Below are 15,947 nucleotides of genomic sequence, written 5' to 3'. Positions count from 1 at the left end.
ATGCACCGGCGGCAGGACGGGCCGCCGGTGCCTTGAGCCGACCCTGGGAGCGATCAGCTGATGTAATATTGCTCAGGATTGGTCGGCGCGGGCGTCGGGTAACCCCAGGAATTGGGCATGACGGGCTGCACGTTCTTGAGGCGCGAGGCGACGATGCCATAGCCATCGAGCGGCAGGGTGATGCCGAAGACGTAGAACTCGTCGGCAGCGATCTGCAGGATCTCTTTCATGAGCTCGTTCTGGCGAGCCGGATCACTCGACTGGCGCAGTTCGTTATAGGCCTCGAACTGGCGCTTGGTCGCTTCCGGCGGCTCGACGGCGTCGGGAGAGTCGGGGTCGTTGTACCAGATCTGCCAGCCCTTGGCGTACATGGCCTCGGTCGTATTGGGAAAGAAGTAACGCGGATCGAGAATGGCGACGATGCCGCCATTGCCGCCGAACTTGTGGACGGTGGCATCGTATTCCCCGCCCTGGCGGACGCGGACTTCCCAGAGCGAACGATCCATGGTGCGCATCTGCGCGTCGATGCCGACGGCGCGGAGCATGGGCAGGACGAGCTGGAAGCTATCGACAAAAGTCTGGCGAACCTGATCGATCTCGAAAATGATCGAGACACGCTCACCGTTCTCGTAGAGGCGAATGCCCTCGCCATCCTTGTTGGGAATGATGGTATCGAGCAGTTCATTGGCCTTGGCGACATCGTAGGCCGTGTACTGGGTGGCGAGCTGTTCATTGTAGAGCGGGTCTTCCGGACGAATCGAGGGTTGGGCCGGAGCGCCCTGGCCGATGAACACCGTATCGATGACTGCCTGTCGGTCGATCGAGTGGCTGAGGGCGGCGCGGAAATCCTTGTTCTGGTAGAGGGCGCGTTTGATCGGATCGGGATGGGTCAGATTGAGCTGGAACACCATCTCGTTGGGCTCGGTCGAGGTGGTGGTGTAGAACCCGTACTGGCCGGTTTCCTGCCCATCATAGAGCACGGCGCGATTGGCCGGGGTGCAAATCCACTGATCGATGAGGTCGATCTCGCCCTGCAGCGCCTTGAGCAACAGCACTTCGTTGTCGGCCGCCACGGCATAGGTGATGCGGTCAATATAGGGCAGCTGGTTGCCGTCGGTATCGACCTTGAAATAGTAGGGATTGCGCTCGGAAATCGAGAACTCGGCGGATTCACCGATGGGCTGGGTGACGCGCCAGCCAAACAGGGTCGGCATATCCTTGTTCTTGAAGATTTCGCCGTCGACGGCGATGCCGCTTTTGATCTGGAAGAGCTGGACCCAGCCGGTCATGCCCTGGTCGGTCGCGAGCTTGTCGGCATCGGGATTGTACTTGATGTGGAACTGCTCGAGATAGTGACGCGGCGTGCGCGTGGTGCGGTCGTCATTGGCCCAGGCAAGGCGCAGCGGCAAGAGGCCATTGGGCTGGTTGAAGACGATGCGGAAGGTCAGGTCGTCGATCTTCTCGAACTTTGCCGTGCTGCCATCGGTCGAGCGCATCGGGGTCGGCGGGGACTGGGCCAGCTCTTCGTTGAGGAGGATGTCTTCGTAAAAGAACAGCACGTCATCGGTAGTGAAGGGTGTGCCGTCGGACCACTTGTGGCCCTCGCGCAGCTTGAACGTATAGGCCGTGGCGTCTTCATTGGCCTCAAAGCTCTCGGCAACATTGGGGATGACCCCACCGAAATCAGGGGTGTAGCGCACGAGCGGCTCATAGCCCTGATAGCGGTGCATCATGTTGAGCGAGCCGCCACCAACGAGCGCGGCACGGAGGTCGCCGCCATATTTGCCGACGGCCTCGAACGGCTGGACCACCATGGGATTGAGCGGCAGTCGTTCGGCCAGCGGCGGAATGATACCAGCGGCAACAGCTTCGGCGAGCGCCGGCGCTTCCTTGAGCGGGGCCTGTGCGAAGGCTGGGATGGCCGGCAGCACGAGAGCGGCGCTGGTCGCAGCCAGAAATGTTCTCCGAGAAATATTGGTCATCGATCCCTCCTCAGCTCGGGCGCCCTAAGCGGCGCTCTTCAAGCTAACAACAGCCAATCAAGACCTAATTGTTAGGTCAATAGGCATAGCGAAATCGTTGCAACGAATATTCTATGAAGCGCATATCATTGTTTTTTAAGCGCAATATCGCGCATTATAGACAAAACTTGCGCATAAAAATTGGCATGCTAGAACCTAACAAAACATGAAGGTTTGCGCTTGAAGAAAATCACGCTGCAAGAGATCGCCGACCAGTTAGGCGTTTCCAAATTCGCCGTGTCGCGCGCGCTGTCCGGCAAGGACGGCGTCAGCGGGGAAACGCGCGAGCGGATCACGGCCAAGGCACTTGAACTGGGCTATCTGCGCGCGGCCGATGTGGCGGCGATGCGGCCGGCCATCCACATCATCTTCAACGACCATGATCCGGTGAACAGCGAGCTTTGGATGCAGATGCAGAACGGCATCCAGCGCGAAGCGGACAGCTCTGGATACCAGGTGCAGATCCACTGGACGGCCGAGCCCGAGCGGGTCGAAAACATCGCCCGGGCGAGCGCCGGCATCGTGCTGGTAGGTCAGCATGACGTGAAGACGCTGGCGGTGCTGAAGGCTTTGGGGCGCCCGGTGGTGCGGCTCGGCTGGGTGCTGCCGCTCGAACAGGTCGACCAGGTGACGGGCGCCGACCATGAGGCGGGCAATGCCATCGGGCAGTATCTGATTGCGCGCGGACACAGGCGCATCGGCTTCGTACACGGCAGCCGCGTGCTACGGGGACGCATGGAGCGCCTGTTCGGCCTGCGCGAGGCACTGCTGACGTCGGATCAGGCGAGCGTCGTTGAAGTGCAGTTTGGCGAGGAGGGCTTTGCCAATGCCTTCCTCGCGCTCAAGACCGAGGGAGAACTGCCGACGGCGCTGTTCTGTGCGCATGACAGTCTTGGGGTGCATGTGGTTTCCGAACTTCACCGCATGGGCCTGCGCGTACCCGACGATATTTCGGTCGTAGGATATGGCGACTTTGCTGCCGCGACACAGATTTCGCCGCCGCTGACGACGGTACGCCTGCCCGGCGCCGACATGGGTATAGCCGCATTCCGGCTGCTGCTCGAACGGATGAACAGCAACCGCCCCGCACTGCCGCCACAGCGACTGATGCTGGTGCCGCAATTGGTCGAGCGCGCTTCGGTCAGAACGCTTTCCCAAGGCTTAGACTAGCGGCACTTGCGGAAAGGAGAACGGCGAGGTTTCAACATTTGGGCAGATAACTGCCATGCCGGTAACCGGACGGAAGCTAGCCGGCACCCGCCGATCAGCAATGCGCCCCATTCCGGTCGTCCCATTGGCAACAGTGGAAGCCCGAAAGCGGACGATCCAAGCTTACGTGCGTTAGCATAGTCTGCTCTGTTTAATACTGAGCGCCTCGAGCAGGAAGGCCGAGGTGGACCGGCTCGAATGGACCAGCTAATCCTGTGCGGCCGGGCCAAGCTGGACCCAAGCTCAACGCAGGCAGCGCCATGACAACACTCGAACTCAAGGCCCAACACGACGCATTGGCCAAGATTGCGACCGTGCGCGATCCAATCAAGGCAGTGGCCGAGTTCGTGTGGAATTCGCTAGATGCCGACGCGACAGCAGTTTCAGTAAAGCTTCGCCGGAATGACTTGGGGGGCCTCGAGGAGCTGACTATCGTCGACAATGGAGTGGGCATTTCGCGTCGAAATGCGATGGCTGATTTCGAAAACCTCGGCGCTTCATGGAAGCGGCAGCAGGCCCGCAGCGAGGGCAGGCGCATTTTGCACGGCAAAGAAGGCCAAGGGCGCCTGCGCTTCTTCTCGATTGCGGAACGGGCGCGTTGGACGTCAGTGCATGTCGGCGGAAGCGTACCAACGCGCGCCGTGATTACTATAAATGCCGGATCTTTGCACAAATCCGAGGTCGAAGTCACCGAGCTCGAAGATGCCAGAGCGGAGCCTGGAACCTCCGTCGAACTCTATCCACTCAAGGATAGCCAAGAATGGCTAGGGAGCAAAGACGCGCGGATGAACTTTGCTGCGATGTTCGCACCCTACGTGCTGCAGTATCCCTCCGTGATCATCGAATATGATGGTTTACCGATCGACCCGACAATGAGCATTGCCGATAGCCGGAACTTCGATCCGATTACCATTGTAGGCCCAAACCACAAAATTGAAGGTCTGACCCTTAAGGTCATCGAGTGGAAGCATGGCCTGGGCGGGCGCAAGATCTACTTGGGAGGCGAAGCGGGAGTTGTACTGGGATCGATACCTGCCAATGTGAACGCCCCTGATTTCGAGTTTTCCGTATATGCCTATGCGCCCTACTTCCAAGAGCTTGCGCAGGCCAATTTGCTAGATTTCGACGGCTTGACCGATCCGGACTATCTAAAGGCGATCGACCATATCCGGGATACAGTCGGCGATCACTTCCGGGCCAGAAAAGCGGAGCGGTCGGGCGAGCTCATTCAAGAACTCAAGGATGCTGGTCTCTACCCATATGATGGAGAACCCAAATCCGATGTCGAGATACGAGAACGTCAGGTTTTCGACATCGCCACTCATGCGGTCTCTTCATATTCCCGCGATTTCAAGCGGGCTGATGATCCTCTAAAGAAAATTACGCTTGGCCTTTTGCGAGAGGCAGTTAGGCACAATCCTGAAGCCATCCACAACATCCTTCATCACGTCTTCAACCTACCAAAGAACCGCCAGGATGAGTTTTCCAACCTGTTGCACAAGACGAACTTGGGCAACATTATCTCGGCTTCAACATTGATCGCCGACCGCGTTGTGGCGCTCGAAGTCCTTAAAGGGTTGGTCTTTGACCCTAGTCGACGCAATACGACGCGCGAGCGCGGAGAACTCGATGTTCTCGTCCAGGCCAATACTTGGATGTTCGGTGAGAACTTTCACATCACCTTACCCGAAGCAGGGCTCTCAAAGATAATGGAGCGCGTCGCGCAGGAATTGGGCAAAGGCCGTTCGCGGAAAAAGCTTGTCACGCCTCAGGGCAAAACCGGCCGGGCAGACGTCTTCGTCGGGCGCGGTGTCCCGATGCAGAACCAGCTGAAGAGGGAATTTCTGCTCGTCGAGCTGAAGAGGCCAAACCTTACGGTTGGAACGAAGGAAACTGATCAACTCGAGCGTTACGTCAACACCATCCGGACCCAACCTGATTTCGCTCATACAGACACGTACTGGAACTTTTATCTTGTGACCGGGGCGTACGACGAAATGGTGGAACAACGCATCACGCAAACTGGTCGTAATCCGGGGATTTTGATTGAAAGGCCCACCCATAGGGTATGGGTCAAAACGTGGGGGGAAATAGTGCGGGAATGCGAGGCCCGACTACACTTCATCTCCGAGAAGCTGCAAATCGAAGTCAAGGCATCAGAAATCGAGGCGCGGATCAAAGATCTCAAATCATCTATCCTGAGGACCAAAGATATCGAGCCCGACGAGCTGACCGACAAAGAATCTGTCTAGCCCAGACCTGGGTTGCAACCGGTCCCCAGATCACGCTCCCATTCCTGGCAATCGCTCGGCCACTAGAATTTCTCGAAAGCAGCCGTTCGGATCATCGGCCCGACGATGTTGAACGGTTCCAGTCGTGCATGTGATTGTCACCATGTGCCGAACCAAGTTTTATGGGTAAACAAAACGCAAACATAAGCGCTTTATGAACACCAACGATTTCGACTTCCTATGTCAGGAGGAATCACCGGATAAGGACTTGTGAAGAGAACGGTATCGGCGTCCATGTACATCTCGCGCATTCTTATCAAGAATTTCCGAAGTATCTCGGATTTGGACATTGCGGTTTCCGGAGACATAGTAATCGTTGGTGAAAACCGGGTAGGCAAGAGCAACCTGTTGTTTGCACTGCGGCTGATCCTCGACCCCTCACTCCCCGACAGCGCCCGCGAGCTCGGCATTTCCGACTTCTGGGATGGCCTTGCCCGGGACAAGGACAGCGTAATCGAGGTGTCGATCGAACTGCGCGACTTCGAAGCCGATCTCGATACCTTAGCGCTCCTCTCTGACTACCGGCTCGACGCCGATCCGACGACCGTTCGTCTCACTTATCGCCTGAGATCAGCCGACGAGGCGGAAGGCACTCCCGAAACCGACGCAGAGCTCGAATTCCATTGCTTCGGCGGCGAGGACGAAAAAAAGCGGTTCGGCCACGACCTGAGGCGCCGGCTTCCTCTCGACGTGCTGCCTGCCCTGCGCGACGCTGAGGGCGACCTTGCGGTCTGGAGAAAGTCTCCCCTGCGCCCGCTGCTGGACGAGGCCTTTTCCGCCATTGCCACTGCCGAGCTCGACAAGATCGGCGACGGTATCGGTAAGGTCACGCAAGCCATACTGGAGTTCGACGAGGTCGACGAGCTCGAGGGGAAAATTCGGGCCTTGTTCACCAGGATGAGCGGGTCGAGGTAAGACGTCCATCCCGTGCTGGGGCTCACCCCGACCGATACCACCAAGCTGTCTAGAACGTTGAAGCTGCTGGTCGACGATGGCGCGCGGAACGTGTCAGAGGCGAGCGTCGGGTCCTCGAACCTGATCTTTCTTACGCTCAAGCTGCTCGAGCTGGAGAGCCTCATCAAGAAGAACAGTCGGGACCATACGGTGCTGGCGATCGAGGAGCCCGAGGCGCACCTTCATCCTCATCTCCAGAGGACCGTCTACCGCCACCTGTTCCGACAGCAGAACCCCCATGCCGGCGGCCAGGACGGGAAAGACGTTCCCCGATCGCGCACGGTGATTGTTACCACGCATTCGCCGCAAATCGCGAGCGTCGCGCCGCTGAAATCGCTGGTATTGTTACGCGATCAACCGGGCAAGGGCAGCACCGGCCGCTCCTCGGCGTCCATCGGTTTTACCGATGACGAACACGATGACCTTGCCCGTTATCTCGACGTCACCCGGGCCGAGATGCTTTTCTCACGCGGCGTCATCCTGGTAGAGGGCGATGCCGAGAAGTTCCTCGTGCCGTTTTTCGCCGGACAGATGGGCATTGATCTCGACGAGTACGGCATCACCGTATGCTCGGTCGCCGGCACCAATTTCCAGCCATACGCGAAGTTCCTCGGCGGCATGGGCATCCCGTTCGTGGTCATCACCGATTGGGACGAAATCTCCGAGGAGTCAAAGCCCCTCGGGATCAACCGAAGCCTAAAGCTGGTCGGGACCATTGAGTTCCGCCGTACCGGATCCGTACCCGTTGCCCTCATCAAGGAACTGCGGGCGTTGGATGACTGGGACGAGTTCGGTGAGCGGGTCGAGGCGTTCGGCGTGTTCCTTAGCAACCAGACACTCGAGATTGACCTCCATCAAATCGAGACTTACCGCGTTCCGATCTACGACACGTTGCGGGAGGGCGGATTCGGACCGGAAAGGGCTGCGCGCATCGAAGGGTGGGCGTCGGGCAAGGAAAAGTTCAACGAAGACCAATACCTTGCGCTCATCGAGAGTATCGGCAAGGGAAGGTTCGCCCAACGTCTGGCCACCCGTCTGGGAGGCCTGGAACTGCCGGGCTATATCCGGCGAGCCATCGAATTCATTGTCGCCAATGTCTAGCGGTGGGTATCGCGCCCAGGCGCTGGCCTTGGTTGGTAATCCGGGGCAGCAAAGAGCTTATGACTCCACTGGCCATTGCGTGGTCGTCGCCGGCCCCGGGAGCGGCAAGACCAAGACGCTTACCCTCAAGCTAGCCAGGATGCTGGAAGAGGATGTCGAGGATCCGCGCGGCATCGCCTGCATCACCTACAACAACGAGTGTGCGAGGGAGCTCGAGACCAGGCTCTATGGCCTCGGGCTGGAGCCGAGCCGACGCCTCTTCGTCGGGACGGTCCATTCGTTCTCCCTGACCCAGGTCATCCTGCCGCACGCCCAGGCGTTGGATTTGGGAATCCCGGTCGATTTCAAGATCGCGACCAAGGCTCAACAAGCCGCGGCGCTGGAGGACGCCTATGCCGCGGCAATCGGCCCCGGCGTCCCGTCGGACTGGAAAGACCGGATGAACAGGTATCGCCGGTCGATCCTCGACAGGACTTCGAAGGCATGGCGGGAGACCGACGCGCGGATCATGGCGCTGGCCGAGAGATACGAGCAGGAACTGCGGGGACGTGGGGTAATCGACTTCGAGGACATGCCGCTCCTGGCCCTGCGGGCCTTGCAGCAGCACCCATGGTTGCAAAGGGCATTGCTGGCCAAGTATCCGATCCTGGCGGTGGACGAATATCAGGATCTTGGGAAAGCCCTGCACACGATGGTGATGGAGCTCTGTTTCGGCGGGGGGGTCCGCCTGTTCGCCGTAGGCGACCCGGACCAATCCATCTATGGCTTCACGGGTTCGGACCCAGAGCTTTTCAATCAGCTATCGAACCGGCCCGACGTCGAACGGGTGCCGTTGACGCTGAACTACCGGTCGGGGCACGACATCGTCAGCGCCTCTCAACTCGCGCTAGGTGCTCCCCGCGGATACGAGGCTGCGCAAGACGCGCCGAAAGGGACCATCTACTTCCACGCTTTCGGCGGGAATTACGATGCCCAGGCTGTGCGCGTTTTCACCGAGATATTGGCGTCCGTAGCAAAGCGCAGGCCGAAGCTGGACTTGAGTGACATAGCCATCCTTTATCCCGCAGGGTTCATTGGGGACGCCATCGCCGAGGTCGCCAAGCAGCTGGGAGTAGCAACCATCCGCTCGGATTCGGCCTCCCTGTTTCTTCGGGGCAGCCGCTTGATGACGTGGATCGAGAGATGTGCGATCTGGTGCTCTGGCGGCTGGAAGACGGGCGATCCCCGGCTCACCCGCCTCCAAAAGGACGCCCTCTCCATTTTCTGGGAGGGCCTGCCCAACGAAGAAGCGGAGCTCTCGTTGGTAAGGTCGCTCGTCGACTACCTCTGGAACAATCGCACCCCTAAGGCGACGATGTATGATTGGTTGGTAGGCTTCGCCGCCGCGGTGCTGTCCCCCTTGGCGGCTTCGACTCCGCGCCTCGATGACGAGCGCGAAACGTTCGACGAGGTCGTTGACCGAGTTAAAGAAGACGGTCTGACGCTCGAGGGCTTCGCCGGCGGAGGAACGGCGCGGGACCGCCTCAACCTCTCGTCGTTGCACAGCTCGAAAGGGAGGGAGTTCGAAGTGGTCGTCATGATCGGCATCGATGAGGGTCGCGTGCCCCGCGCCAATCCATCGCCCAGAGATTTGCAGGAATCCCGCCAGCTCTTCTATGTTGGGCTTACCCGCGCCAAGAGCGAACTCCACATCGTTTCAACGGCTAACAAGCGGTCCCGGTTCGTTTCGGATCTCATCAGACGATTGGCATGAAGGGCGGATGTCCACTTGCGTTGGCGTGGCGCCAAAAGCTGACAGACCGCTCTCGGCCCCAAACGCGCAATCGGCATAACCGTCGCAATCGCTGCCTCTGATATGTCCTCGCAAGAGCAAACGCGGATTGCTGACGCCCTTTCGCTCTCACCTCCGATGGGGCTGAATCCGTTTCCGCCTGAAACAGAAATTCACTTGGCAGCTGCCTTTAAATTCTAAAGTCCCAGCCGTTCAGTTTCGATGTTCGAGGCTGCGGTTTCTAAGCTCGGACCGTCATCGCGCAAAACCCTTGCGCGGGAGCGTCGAAAAATAGACTACTTACTTAGTAGACATTGTTGCCGCTGAGCGGGTTCAGGCGCAGGCTAGTGGCACGGTTGATCCGAGGATCCCGTGCTGAAAAGGAGCCGCCGTGTCTACAAAGTCCACCTCACTTCTGCAGCGATCCCTCCGAACGGGCTTGGTTGCCCTGCTGCTGGGAACTGTGTCCACCGGCGCTCTCCTGGCGCAAGAAACCCCTATCGAAGGCGGGACGCTGGTCTATCTGGAGCAGCAGGCGCACACGAATCTCTACCCACCTGCCGGTGGCTTCTATCCGAACAGTGGTATCCTCAATCAGATCACGGACAAGCTGACGTGGCAGAACCCCGAGACGCTTCAGAACGAGCCGTGGCTCGCTGAAAGCTGGGAGATCAACGAGGACGCAACGCAGTACACGTTCAAGCTGCGCCCAGATGTGACGTTCTCGGATGGCACTCCGCTCGATGCCGCGGCCGTAGCAAGGAATTTCGATGTCTTTGGCTTGGGCGATAAGCAGCTCGGTTATCCTGTGGCAGAAGCCATCAACAATTACCAAAACAGCGAAGTCATTGATCCGCTGACCGTCCGCTTCACCTTTAAGGCGCCGGCACCAGGCTTCCTGCAAGCGACATCGGTGATCGGCTCCGGAATTGTGGCCCCCTCGGTTCTTGAGCAGCCCTACGACGAACTTGGCGATGCTACCAAGATCATCGGCTCCGGCCCGTTTGTGGTGGAGAGCGAGGTGCTCGGCCAGAGCCTGAACCTCAAGGTGCGTGAGGATTACGAGTGGGGCCCGCCTAACATCGGTCACACCGGCCGCGCCTATCTCGACGCCATCCAGTATATCGTCACGCCCGAAGATAGTGTCCGGATCGGAGCTCTCTTGGCGGGTCAGGCGGACTTCATCCGTCAGATCCAAGCCTATGACGAAGCGCAAGTGGAGAGCCAAGGATATCTCATCCACTCAGCGCCGACTCGCGGCGTCAACAACAACGTCACCTTCCGTCCCGAGAACCCGCTGGTCGCCGACCTCAAGGTGCGCCAGGCGCTGACTGCCGCCACCAACAGCGAAGAAATCGTGGCGACCCTGTTCTCCTCGCACTATCCGCAGGCGACCTCGGTGATCGCCTCCACCGCCTCGGGGTATGTTGACCTGTCGGAAAAGCTAGCCTTCGACCCCGAGAAGGCGAAGGCTCTGCTCGAAGAGGTCGGCTGGACCGTTGGTACCGACGGTGTCCGCGAGAAGGATGGTCAAAAGCTTGAGCTGAGCGTCTATGAATCGCTGCCGCAGCCGCAGAACCGCGCTACCCTGCAGCTGCTTAGCCAGCAATGGGCGGGCAGTTGGGGTTAAGCTCAACGTCCTCGCTGGCGACTCCGGCAGCGCCACCCAGGACAATCTCGATCCGCTCAAGACCCCGATCCGGCCAGCTATGGTCGGCCGGGCCGATCCGGACGTGATCAAGTCCAACTTCTATCCCACAAATCGCGACAGCCTACTCCAGAAGGGCGGCACCAATCCAAACGCCACGTGGGAGGATCCGGCGCTCAACGAGTTGCTACTTGCCATTGCCTCCGAGCCCGACACCGAAAAGCGCCTCGATCTCACCGGCGAGGTCCAGACCTACCTCCTCGACCAGGCCTATGTGGTTCCGATCTTCGAGGAGCCGCAGGTCTTCGCCGGCGCCCCGTATGTCCACGGCATCGGCTTCGACGCCGTCGCTCGCCCGAGCTTCTACAACACCTGGCTCGCGCCGCGTTGATCGCCCTCGCTGTCCCGGCCCTTCCCTCCCCGGCCGGGGCGGCGCTCCCTTATCGCCATCGAGGATCGCCATGACCGTTACCATCGCCAATCGCATCGGCCAGGCCGCCTTGGTGCTCCTTCTGGCCTTCACCGCCTCGTTCCTTCTGCTGCAGGCGTTGCCGGGCGACGCTATCCTCATCAAGTACCAGAACCCCGAAATGGGCCTGTCGCCCGAGCAGATCGCCGAAATCCGCATCCGCTATGGCGCCGACGCCCCGATCTGGGCGCAATACTTCAACACCCTGTGGAACTTCCTTTCTGGCAGCTTCGGCTATTCAGTGCAGGCCGGCGTGCCGGTCAATACGCTGCTCGCCACCAATTTGCCGCCGACGCTGAAGCTGGCAAGCCTGGGCCTCTTTTTCGCCCTGCTGCTCGCCGGCCTGGTCGCCTTTGCGGCAACGCTTGCGCCCTTCACCTGGCTCAGGAACGCTCTGCAGTCGGTGCCTTCGCTGATGATCTCGGTGCCCGTTTTCTGGCTCGGTATCATGCTGATCCAACTGTTCTCGTTTCGCCTACGGCTCGTGCCGGTGATCAATCCCTCCGAGTTCCAGGCGTTGATCCTACCCGTCGCAACCCTTGCCGTTCCCATTGCTGCCCCGCTCGCACAAATCCTGATCCGGAGCCTCGATGAGATCGAGACTCAGCCCTTTGTCGGCGTCGCCCGGGCCAAGGGCGCTAGCCGCTCCTTCGTGCTCTGGCACCATGTGTTGCGCAATGCGCTGCTGCCGGTGCTCACCATAGCGGGCGTGCTGTTTGGCGAAATTCTAGCTGGCGCGGTGGTGACCGAAACTGTCTTCGGCATCAATGGTCTAGGCCGCATCACTGAGCAGGCGGTCAGCAACCAGGACAGCGCCGTTCTGCAGGCGATCGTCGTCCTCGCCGCCCTCGGCTTCGTGCTCATCAACCTCCTGGTCGACCTGGTCACCCCGCTGATTGACCCCAGGCTCAACCGCCCGATCGGAGCCGCCGCGTGACCACGTTCGATCTGTTCAACGCCCGCGACACCACCCCGCGCCTGCGCTTGGTCCAGCTGCAGCCCACCCTGATCCTTGCATGGGCCATCATGGCGCTGGCCATTGCCTGGGCGATTGCACCCAGCCTCTTCACCCCGCACAGCGGCACCGTCGGCATCGCCGGCAATCAGCTCAAAGCGCCCGACGCGCTCCACTGGCTTGGCACCGACGAAATCGGCCGCGATGTGCTGGCTCGGATCATCTACGGCTCGATCAACTCACTTTCTGGTGCCCTAGTGGCAGTTTCTGTCGGTCTTGCCGGCGGCACTGCCCTGGGCCTGATCGCGGGTTCGCTTGGGGGGCGGGTCGATGCCTTCGTCATGCGGATGGTGGATGTGCTGCTGTCGGTGCCCGGGCTGCTGCTGCAACTCTCGATCATCATCATCCTCGGCTTCGGCACCGTGAACGTCGCCGCTGCCGTGGGTGCGACCACCATCGCCGGCTTTGCCCGGTTGATGCGGGCTGAGGTCGTCCGCGTCCGCCGCACCGACTATGTGGAGGCGGCTTTCGGCAGCGGCGGCCGTTTCTGGGCGGTGCTCGGGCGCCACATCCTGCCCAATGCTCTTGGCACTGTCATAGCCTACGCGGCCCTCCAGTTCGGCAGTGCCATTCTCGCCATTTCGACCCTAGGCTTCCTCGGGTATGGCACGCCGCCGCCGACGCCGGAATGGGGCCTCCTGATCTCCGAAGGGCGCAAATACCTGACCACAGCTTGGTGGCTCACCACCTTCCCTGGCCTGGCGGTGATCCTGGTCGTGCTCGCCGCCAACCGCATCAGCCAGTCTCTGCAGAGGACGCCATGAGCACGATTGCCTTTCCCTTGCGACACGAACCCGACCCTGTTCTGAACTTGGAGGGCCTCAGCGTCGCCTATCGGATGCCTGACGGCTGGCGCCGCGTGGTGCACGATGTTTCGTTCACCGTCCGCAGCGGTGAAGTGGTGACGCTCGTGGGCGAGTCGGGGTCCGGCAAGACGACAACGGCGCAGGCGGTGATCGGCCTCCTGCCATCCAATGGCCGAGTCGATGCGGGCAGCATTCGCTTGAACGGTACCGACATCACCGGCTGGGCTGGCCGAAGGCTCGACGCAATTCGCGGCAAAGTCATGAGCCTTGTGCCTCAGGATCCGGGCAGCTCCCTCAATCCGGTGCGCACCATCGGAGCTCAAGTTGGTGAAATCCTCGAGCTGCATGGCTTGCGGGACCGTCGGGAACGGCAGGCGCGAGTTATCGACCTGCTTACCCGTGTAGGCCTCAGTGAGCCGGCTATGCGTGCCAACCAGTACCCGCATGAACTGTCAGGCGGCATGAAGCAGCGGGTGCTAATCGCCATTGCGGTTGCCCTCCGCCCGAAGCTGATTATCGCTGACGAACCTACCAGCGCCCTTGATGTGACCGTTCAGCGCCGCATCCTCGACCTGCTTGACGAGTTACGTGCCGAAACCGGCACTGCAGTGTTGTTAGTGACTCATGATCTGGGCGTCGCCGCGGACAGGGCCGATCGCATCCTCGTCCTCAAGGACGGAAGGGTGCAAGAGCAGGGCCCGACCCGTGTCCTGCTCGAGCGGCAAGAGAGCGCTTATGCCCGTCGGCTGCTGGCTGACGCTCCGTCTCTCCTGCCGCCGAAGCAGCGTTCTGTTCTCCCGACCGCTGAGGTGCTGGTGCGGGTCGAGGGATTGCACAAGTCCTTCCGTGTTGCCGGCAGGCCGTCCGTCGCCGTTGAAGACATGTCGTTCAGCATCACAGCGGGCACCACGCATGCTCTGGTTGGCGAGTCCGGATCGGGCAAGACCACCACTGCACGCTGCCTTGCTGGATTCGAGTACGGAGAAAGCGGCAGGATCACGGTTGATGGCGTTCGCGTGTTTGGATTGCGCGGCGAGGCCCTGCGCCTGTTCCGCCGAAACGTCCAACTCGTCTACCAGAATCCCTTCACCTCGCTGGACCCGCTACAGTCGATCGGACACATCGTCGGTGAACCCTTGCTCAACTTCGAGCGGATCGGGAAAGTCGAACGGCTGGAGCGCGTTCATGCGATGCTTGAGCGGGTGGGCCTGCCAGCCGACAGCATAGCTCGCACTGCCCGTTCGCTCTCGGGCGGGCAGCGCCAGCGGGTGGCTATAGCTCGGGCCCTTATCCTAAAGCCCCGTGTACTCGTGCTCGACGAAGCCGTTTCCGCCCTCGATGTTACCGTTCAGGCGCAGATCCTTCGCCTGTTGGACGAACTGCAGCAACAGCTTGGTCTCACCTATCTCTTTGTCACTCATGACCTATCCGTGGTTCGGCAAATCGCTCACACGGTCACGGTGATGCAGGCCGGGCGAGCAATTGAAAGCGGCCCGGTCGCGGAGGTCTTCACCCATCCGCAGGCCGACTACACGCGCGATCTGATCGCAGCGATTCCCGGCAGGGGCCTTGTGCCCCGCACTCATCCATCCCCCACCTATGCGCGAGCTGCAGAATGAGCGAAATCAAGCGTCTCGGGTTCTTCACCCGTCTTCTCGACGATGCCGTTCCGGCAGAACGCTACCGCCTTGCATTGGAGCAGATCCAGGTAGCGGAGCTGAATGGCTTCGATTCTGCCTGGGTGGCACAGCACCACTTCAGCCATGACGAGGGCGGTCTGCCATCACCCCTCGTATTTCTGGCCCATGTCGCCAGCCGCACCAGCCGAATACGCTTGGGCACCGGCATTATTACTTTGCCCCTCGAAGCGCCGATCCGGGTTGCCGAGGATGCAGCCGTACTCGATGCACTAAGTGGAGGTCGGCTGGAGCTGGGCGTTGGCAGCGGCGGCACGCCGAGTTCGTTCCCCCCTTTCGGACTCGACAGTGCCCAGCGGGGCCCGCTTCACGGCGCAAATTTGGCCGTGCTGCGGCGTGCCCTTTCCGGCGAAGACCTCTCGGCTGGGAACCGGCTCTACCCGCAAGGCACGGGCTTGGTGCAGCGGATCTGGCAGGCCACTTTCTCCGCAGAGGGTGGACAACGCGCCGGTGCCGCGGGTGATGGCCTGATGCTGTCGCGAACACAGCCGCGGCCCAAGGACCGCCTTGGAGCCAGCCTCGCCGATCTGCAACAGCCCATTATCGACGCGTACCTTGAGGCACTGCCTGCGGGTATCCAGCCACGCATCCTTGCCTCACGAACTCTGTTTGTTGCTGACGAGCACGCCACCGCCCTGGAATGGGCAGACCTCGGGCTGCGTAGAATTGCCGGTCATTTCCAGGCAGCCGGCCATGCACCCCCGGGAGAGACCCTCGAGGAGCTGATCCGCGCTTTCGACACGCATGTGGGGGACACCAGCGCGGTGATCGACAGCCTGTCCCAAGATCCTGTGCTCGACCGAGTTACCGACATTTCGTTTCAGGTGCACTCGGTCGATCCTCCGCATGCCCTGATCCTTCGTTCGCTCGAACTCACCGCACAGGTGGTGGCGCCTGCGCTTGGCTGGCGAAGCGAAACTGCCCTCTCGCCCCGCATCGCCGCAGCCAGTTGAACATCGCAAGGA

The 15,947-nt window shown here is 60.6% G+C and carries 10 protein-coding genes and 1 pseudogene; 10 read left to right on the top strand and 1 reads right to left on the bottom strand.

What is annotated here, in order from left to right; genetic code table 11:
• Positions 1-53: 53 nt before the first annotated feature.
• Positions 54-1,982, bottom strand: coding sequence for an ABC transporter substrate-binding protein (locus VIL88_RS11590; RefSeq protein WP_331988939.1), 1,929 nt, complete (start codon positions 1,980-1,982; stop codon positions 54-56).
• A 219-nt stretch (positions 1,983-2,201) separates the two neighbouring features.
• On the opposite strand from VIL88_RS11590, the gene VIL88_RS11585 reads away from it, so the two are divergent.
• The 10 genes and pseudogenes from VIL88_RS11585 to VIL88_RS11540 all read left to right on the top strand — a co-directional run bounded on the left by VIL88_RS11585 (position 2,202) and on the right by VIL88_RS11540 (position 15,935).
• The gene (locus tag VIL88_RS11585; protein ID WP_331988937.1) at positions 2,202-3,191 is read left to right on the top strand and encodes a LacI family DNA-binding transcriptional regulator; all 990 of its coding nucleotides are present in this window, start codon (positions 2,202-2,204) and stop codon (positions 3,189-3,191) included.
• Positions 3,192-3,490: 299 nt separating this feature from the next.
• The gene (locus VIL88_RS11580; RefSeq protein ID WP_331988935.1) at positions 3,491-5,482 is read left to right on the top strand and encodes an ATP-binding protein; all 1,992 of its coding nucleotides are present in this window, start codon (positions 3,491-3,493) and stop codon (positions 5,480-5,482) included.
• A 273-nt stretch (positions 5,483-5,755) separates the two neighbouring features.
• Complete coding sequence (locus VIL88_RS11575; protein WP_331989328.1) at positions 5,756-6,436, top strand: AAA family ATPase; 681 nt, start codon at positions 5,756-5,758, stop codon at positions 6,434-6,436.
• A 12-nt stretch (positions 6,437-6,448) separates the two neighbouring features.
• Entirely contained in the window at positions 6,449-7,576 is a 1,128-nt protein-coding gene (locus VIL88_RS11570; protein ID WP_331988933.1) for an ATP-dependent nuclease, read from the top strand.
• 28 nt (positions 7,577-7,604) lie between these two features.
• On the top strand, positions 7,605-9,329 hold the full coding sequence (locus VIL88_RS11565; RefSeq protein WP_331988931.1) for an ATP-dependent helicase: 1,725 nt from the start codon (positions 7,605-7,607) through the stop codon (positions 9,327-9,329).
• A gap of 457 nt (positions 9,330-9,786) precedes the next feature.
• A pseudogene (locus tag VIL88_RS11560) lies at positions 9,787-11,386 on the top strand (TIGR04028 family ABC transporter substrate-binding protein).
• Positions 11,387-11,456: 70 nt separating this feature from the next.
• Complete coding sequence (locus VIL88_RS11555) at positions 11,457-12,401, top strand: ABC transporter permease (RefSeq protein ID WP_331988929.1); 945 nt, start codon at positions 11,457-11,459, stop codon at positions 12,399-12,401.
• Positions 12,398-13,243 (top strand): ABC transporter permease, encoded by an 846-nt coding sequence (locus VIL88_RS11550; protein ID WP_331988927.1) that lies wholly within the window; start codon positions 12,398-12,400, stop codon positions 13,241-13,243. Before VIL88_RS11555 ends, VIL88_RS11550 begins: the two co-directional genes overlap by 4 nt.
• A complete protein-coding gene (locus tag VIL88_RS11545) occupies positions 13,240-14,904 on the top strand; it encodes an ABC transporter ATP-binding protein (protein ID WP_331988925.1) in 1,665 nt (554 codons plus the stop codon). The genes VIL88_RS11550 and VIL88_RS11545 overlap by 4 nt, the downstream gene beginning before the upstream one ends.
• On the top strand, positions 14,901-15,935 hold the full coding sequence (locus tag VIL88_RS11540) for a putative FMN-dependent luciferase-like monooxygenase (protein ID WP_331988923.1): 1,035 nt from the start codon (positions 14,901-14,903) through the stop codon (positions 15,933-15,935). The genes VIL88_RS11545 and VIL88_RS11540 overlap by 4 nt, the downstream gene beginning before the upstream one ends.
• Positions 15,936-15,947: the final 12 nt, after the last annotated feature.

The sequence above is a fragment of the Devosia sp. genome, from assembly GCF_036563435.1.
Taxonomy (GTDB): domain Bacteria; phylum Pseudomonadota; class Alphaproteobacteria; order Rhizobiales; family Devosiaceae; genus Devosia.
The sequence above is the reverse complement of the archived record's forward strand: the minus strand, read 5'-3'. Positions and strand labels throughout refer to the sequence as shown.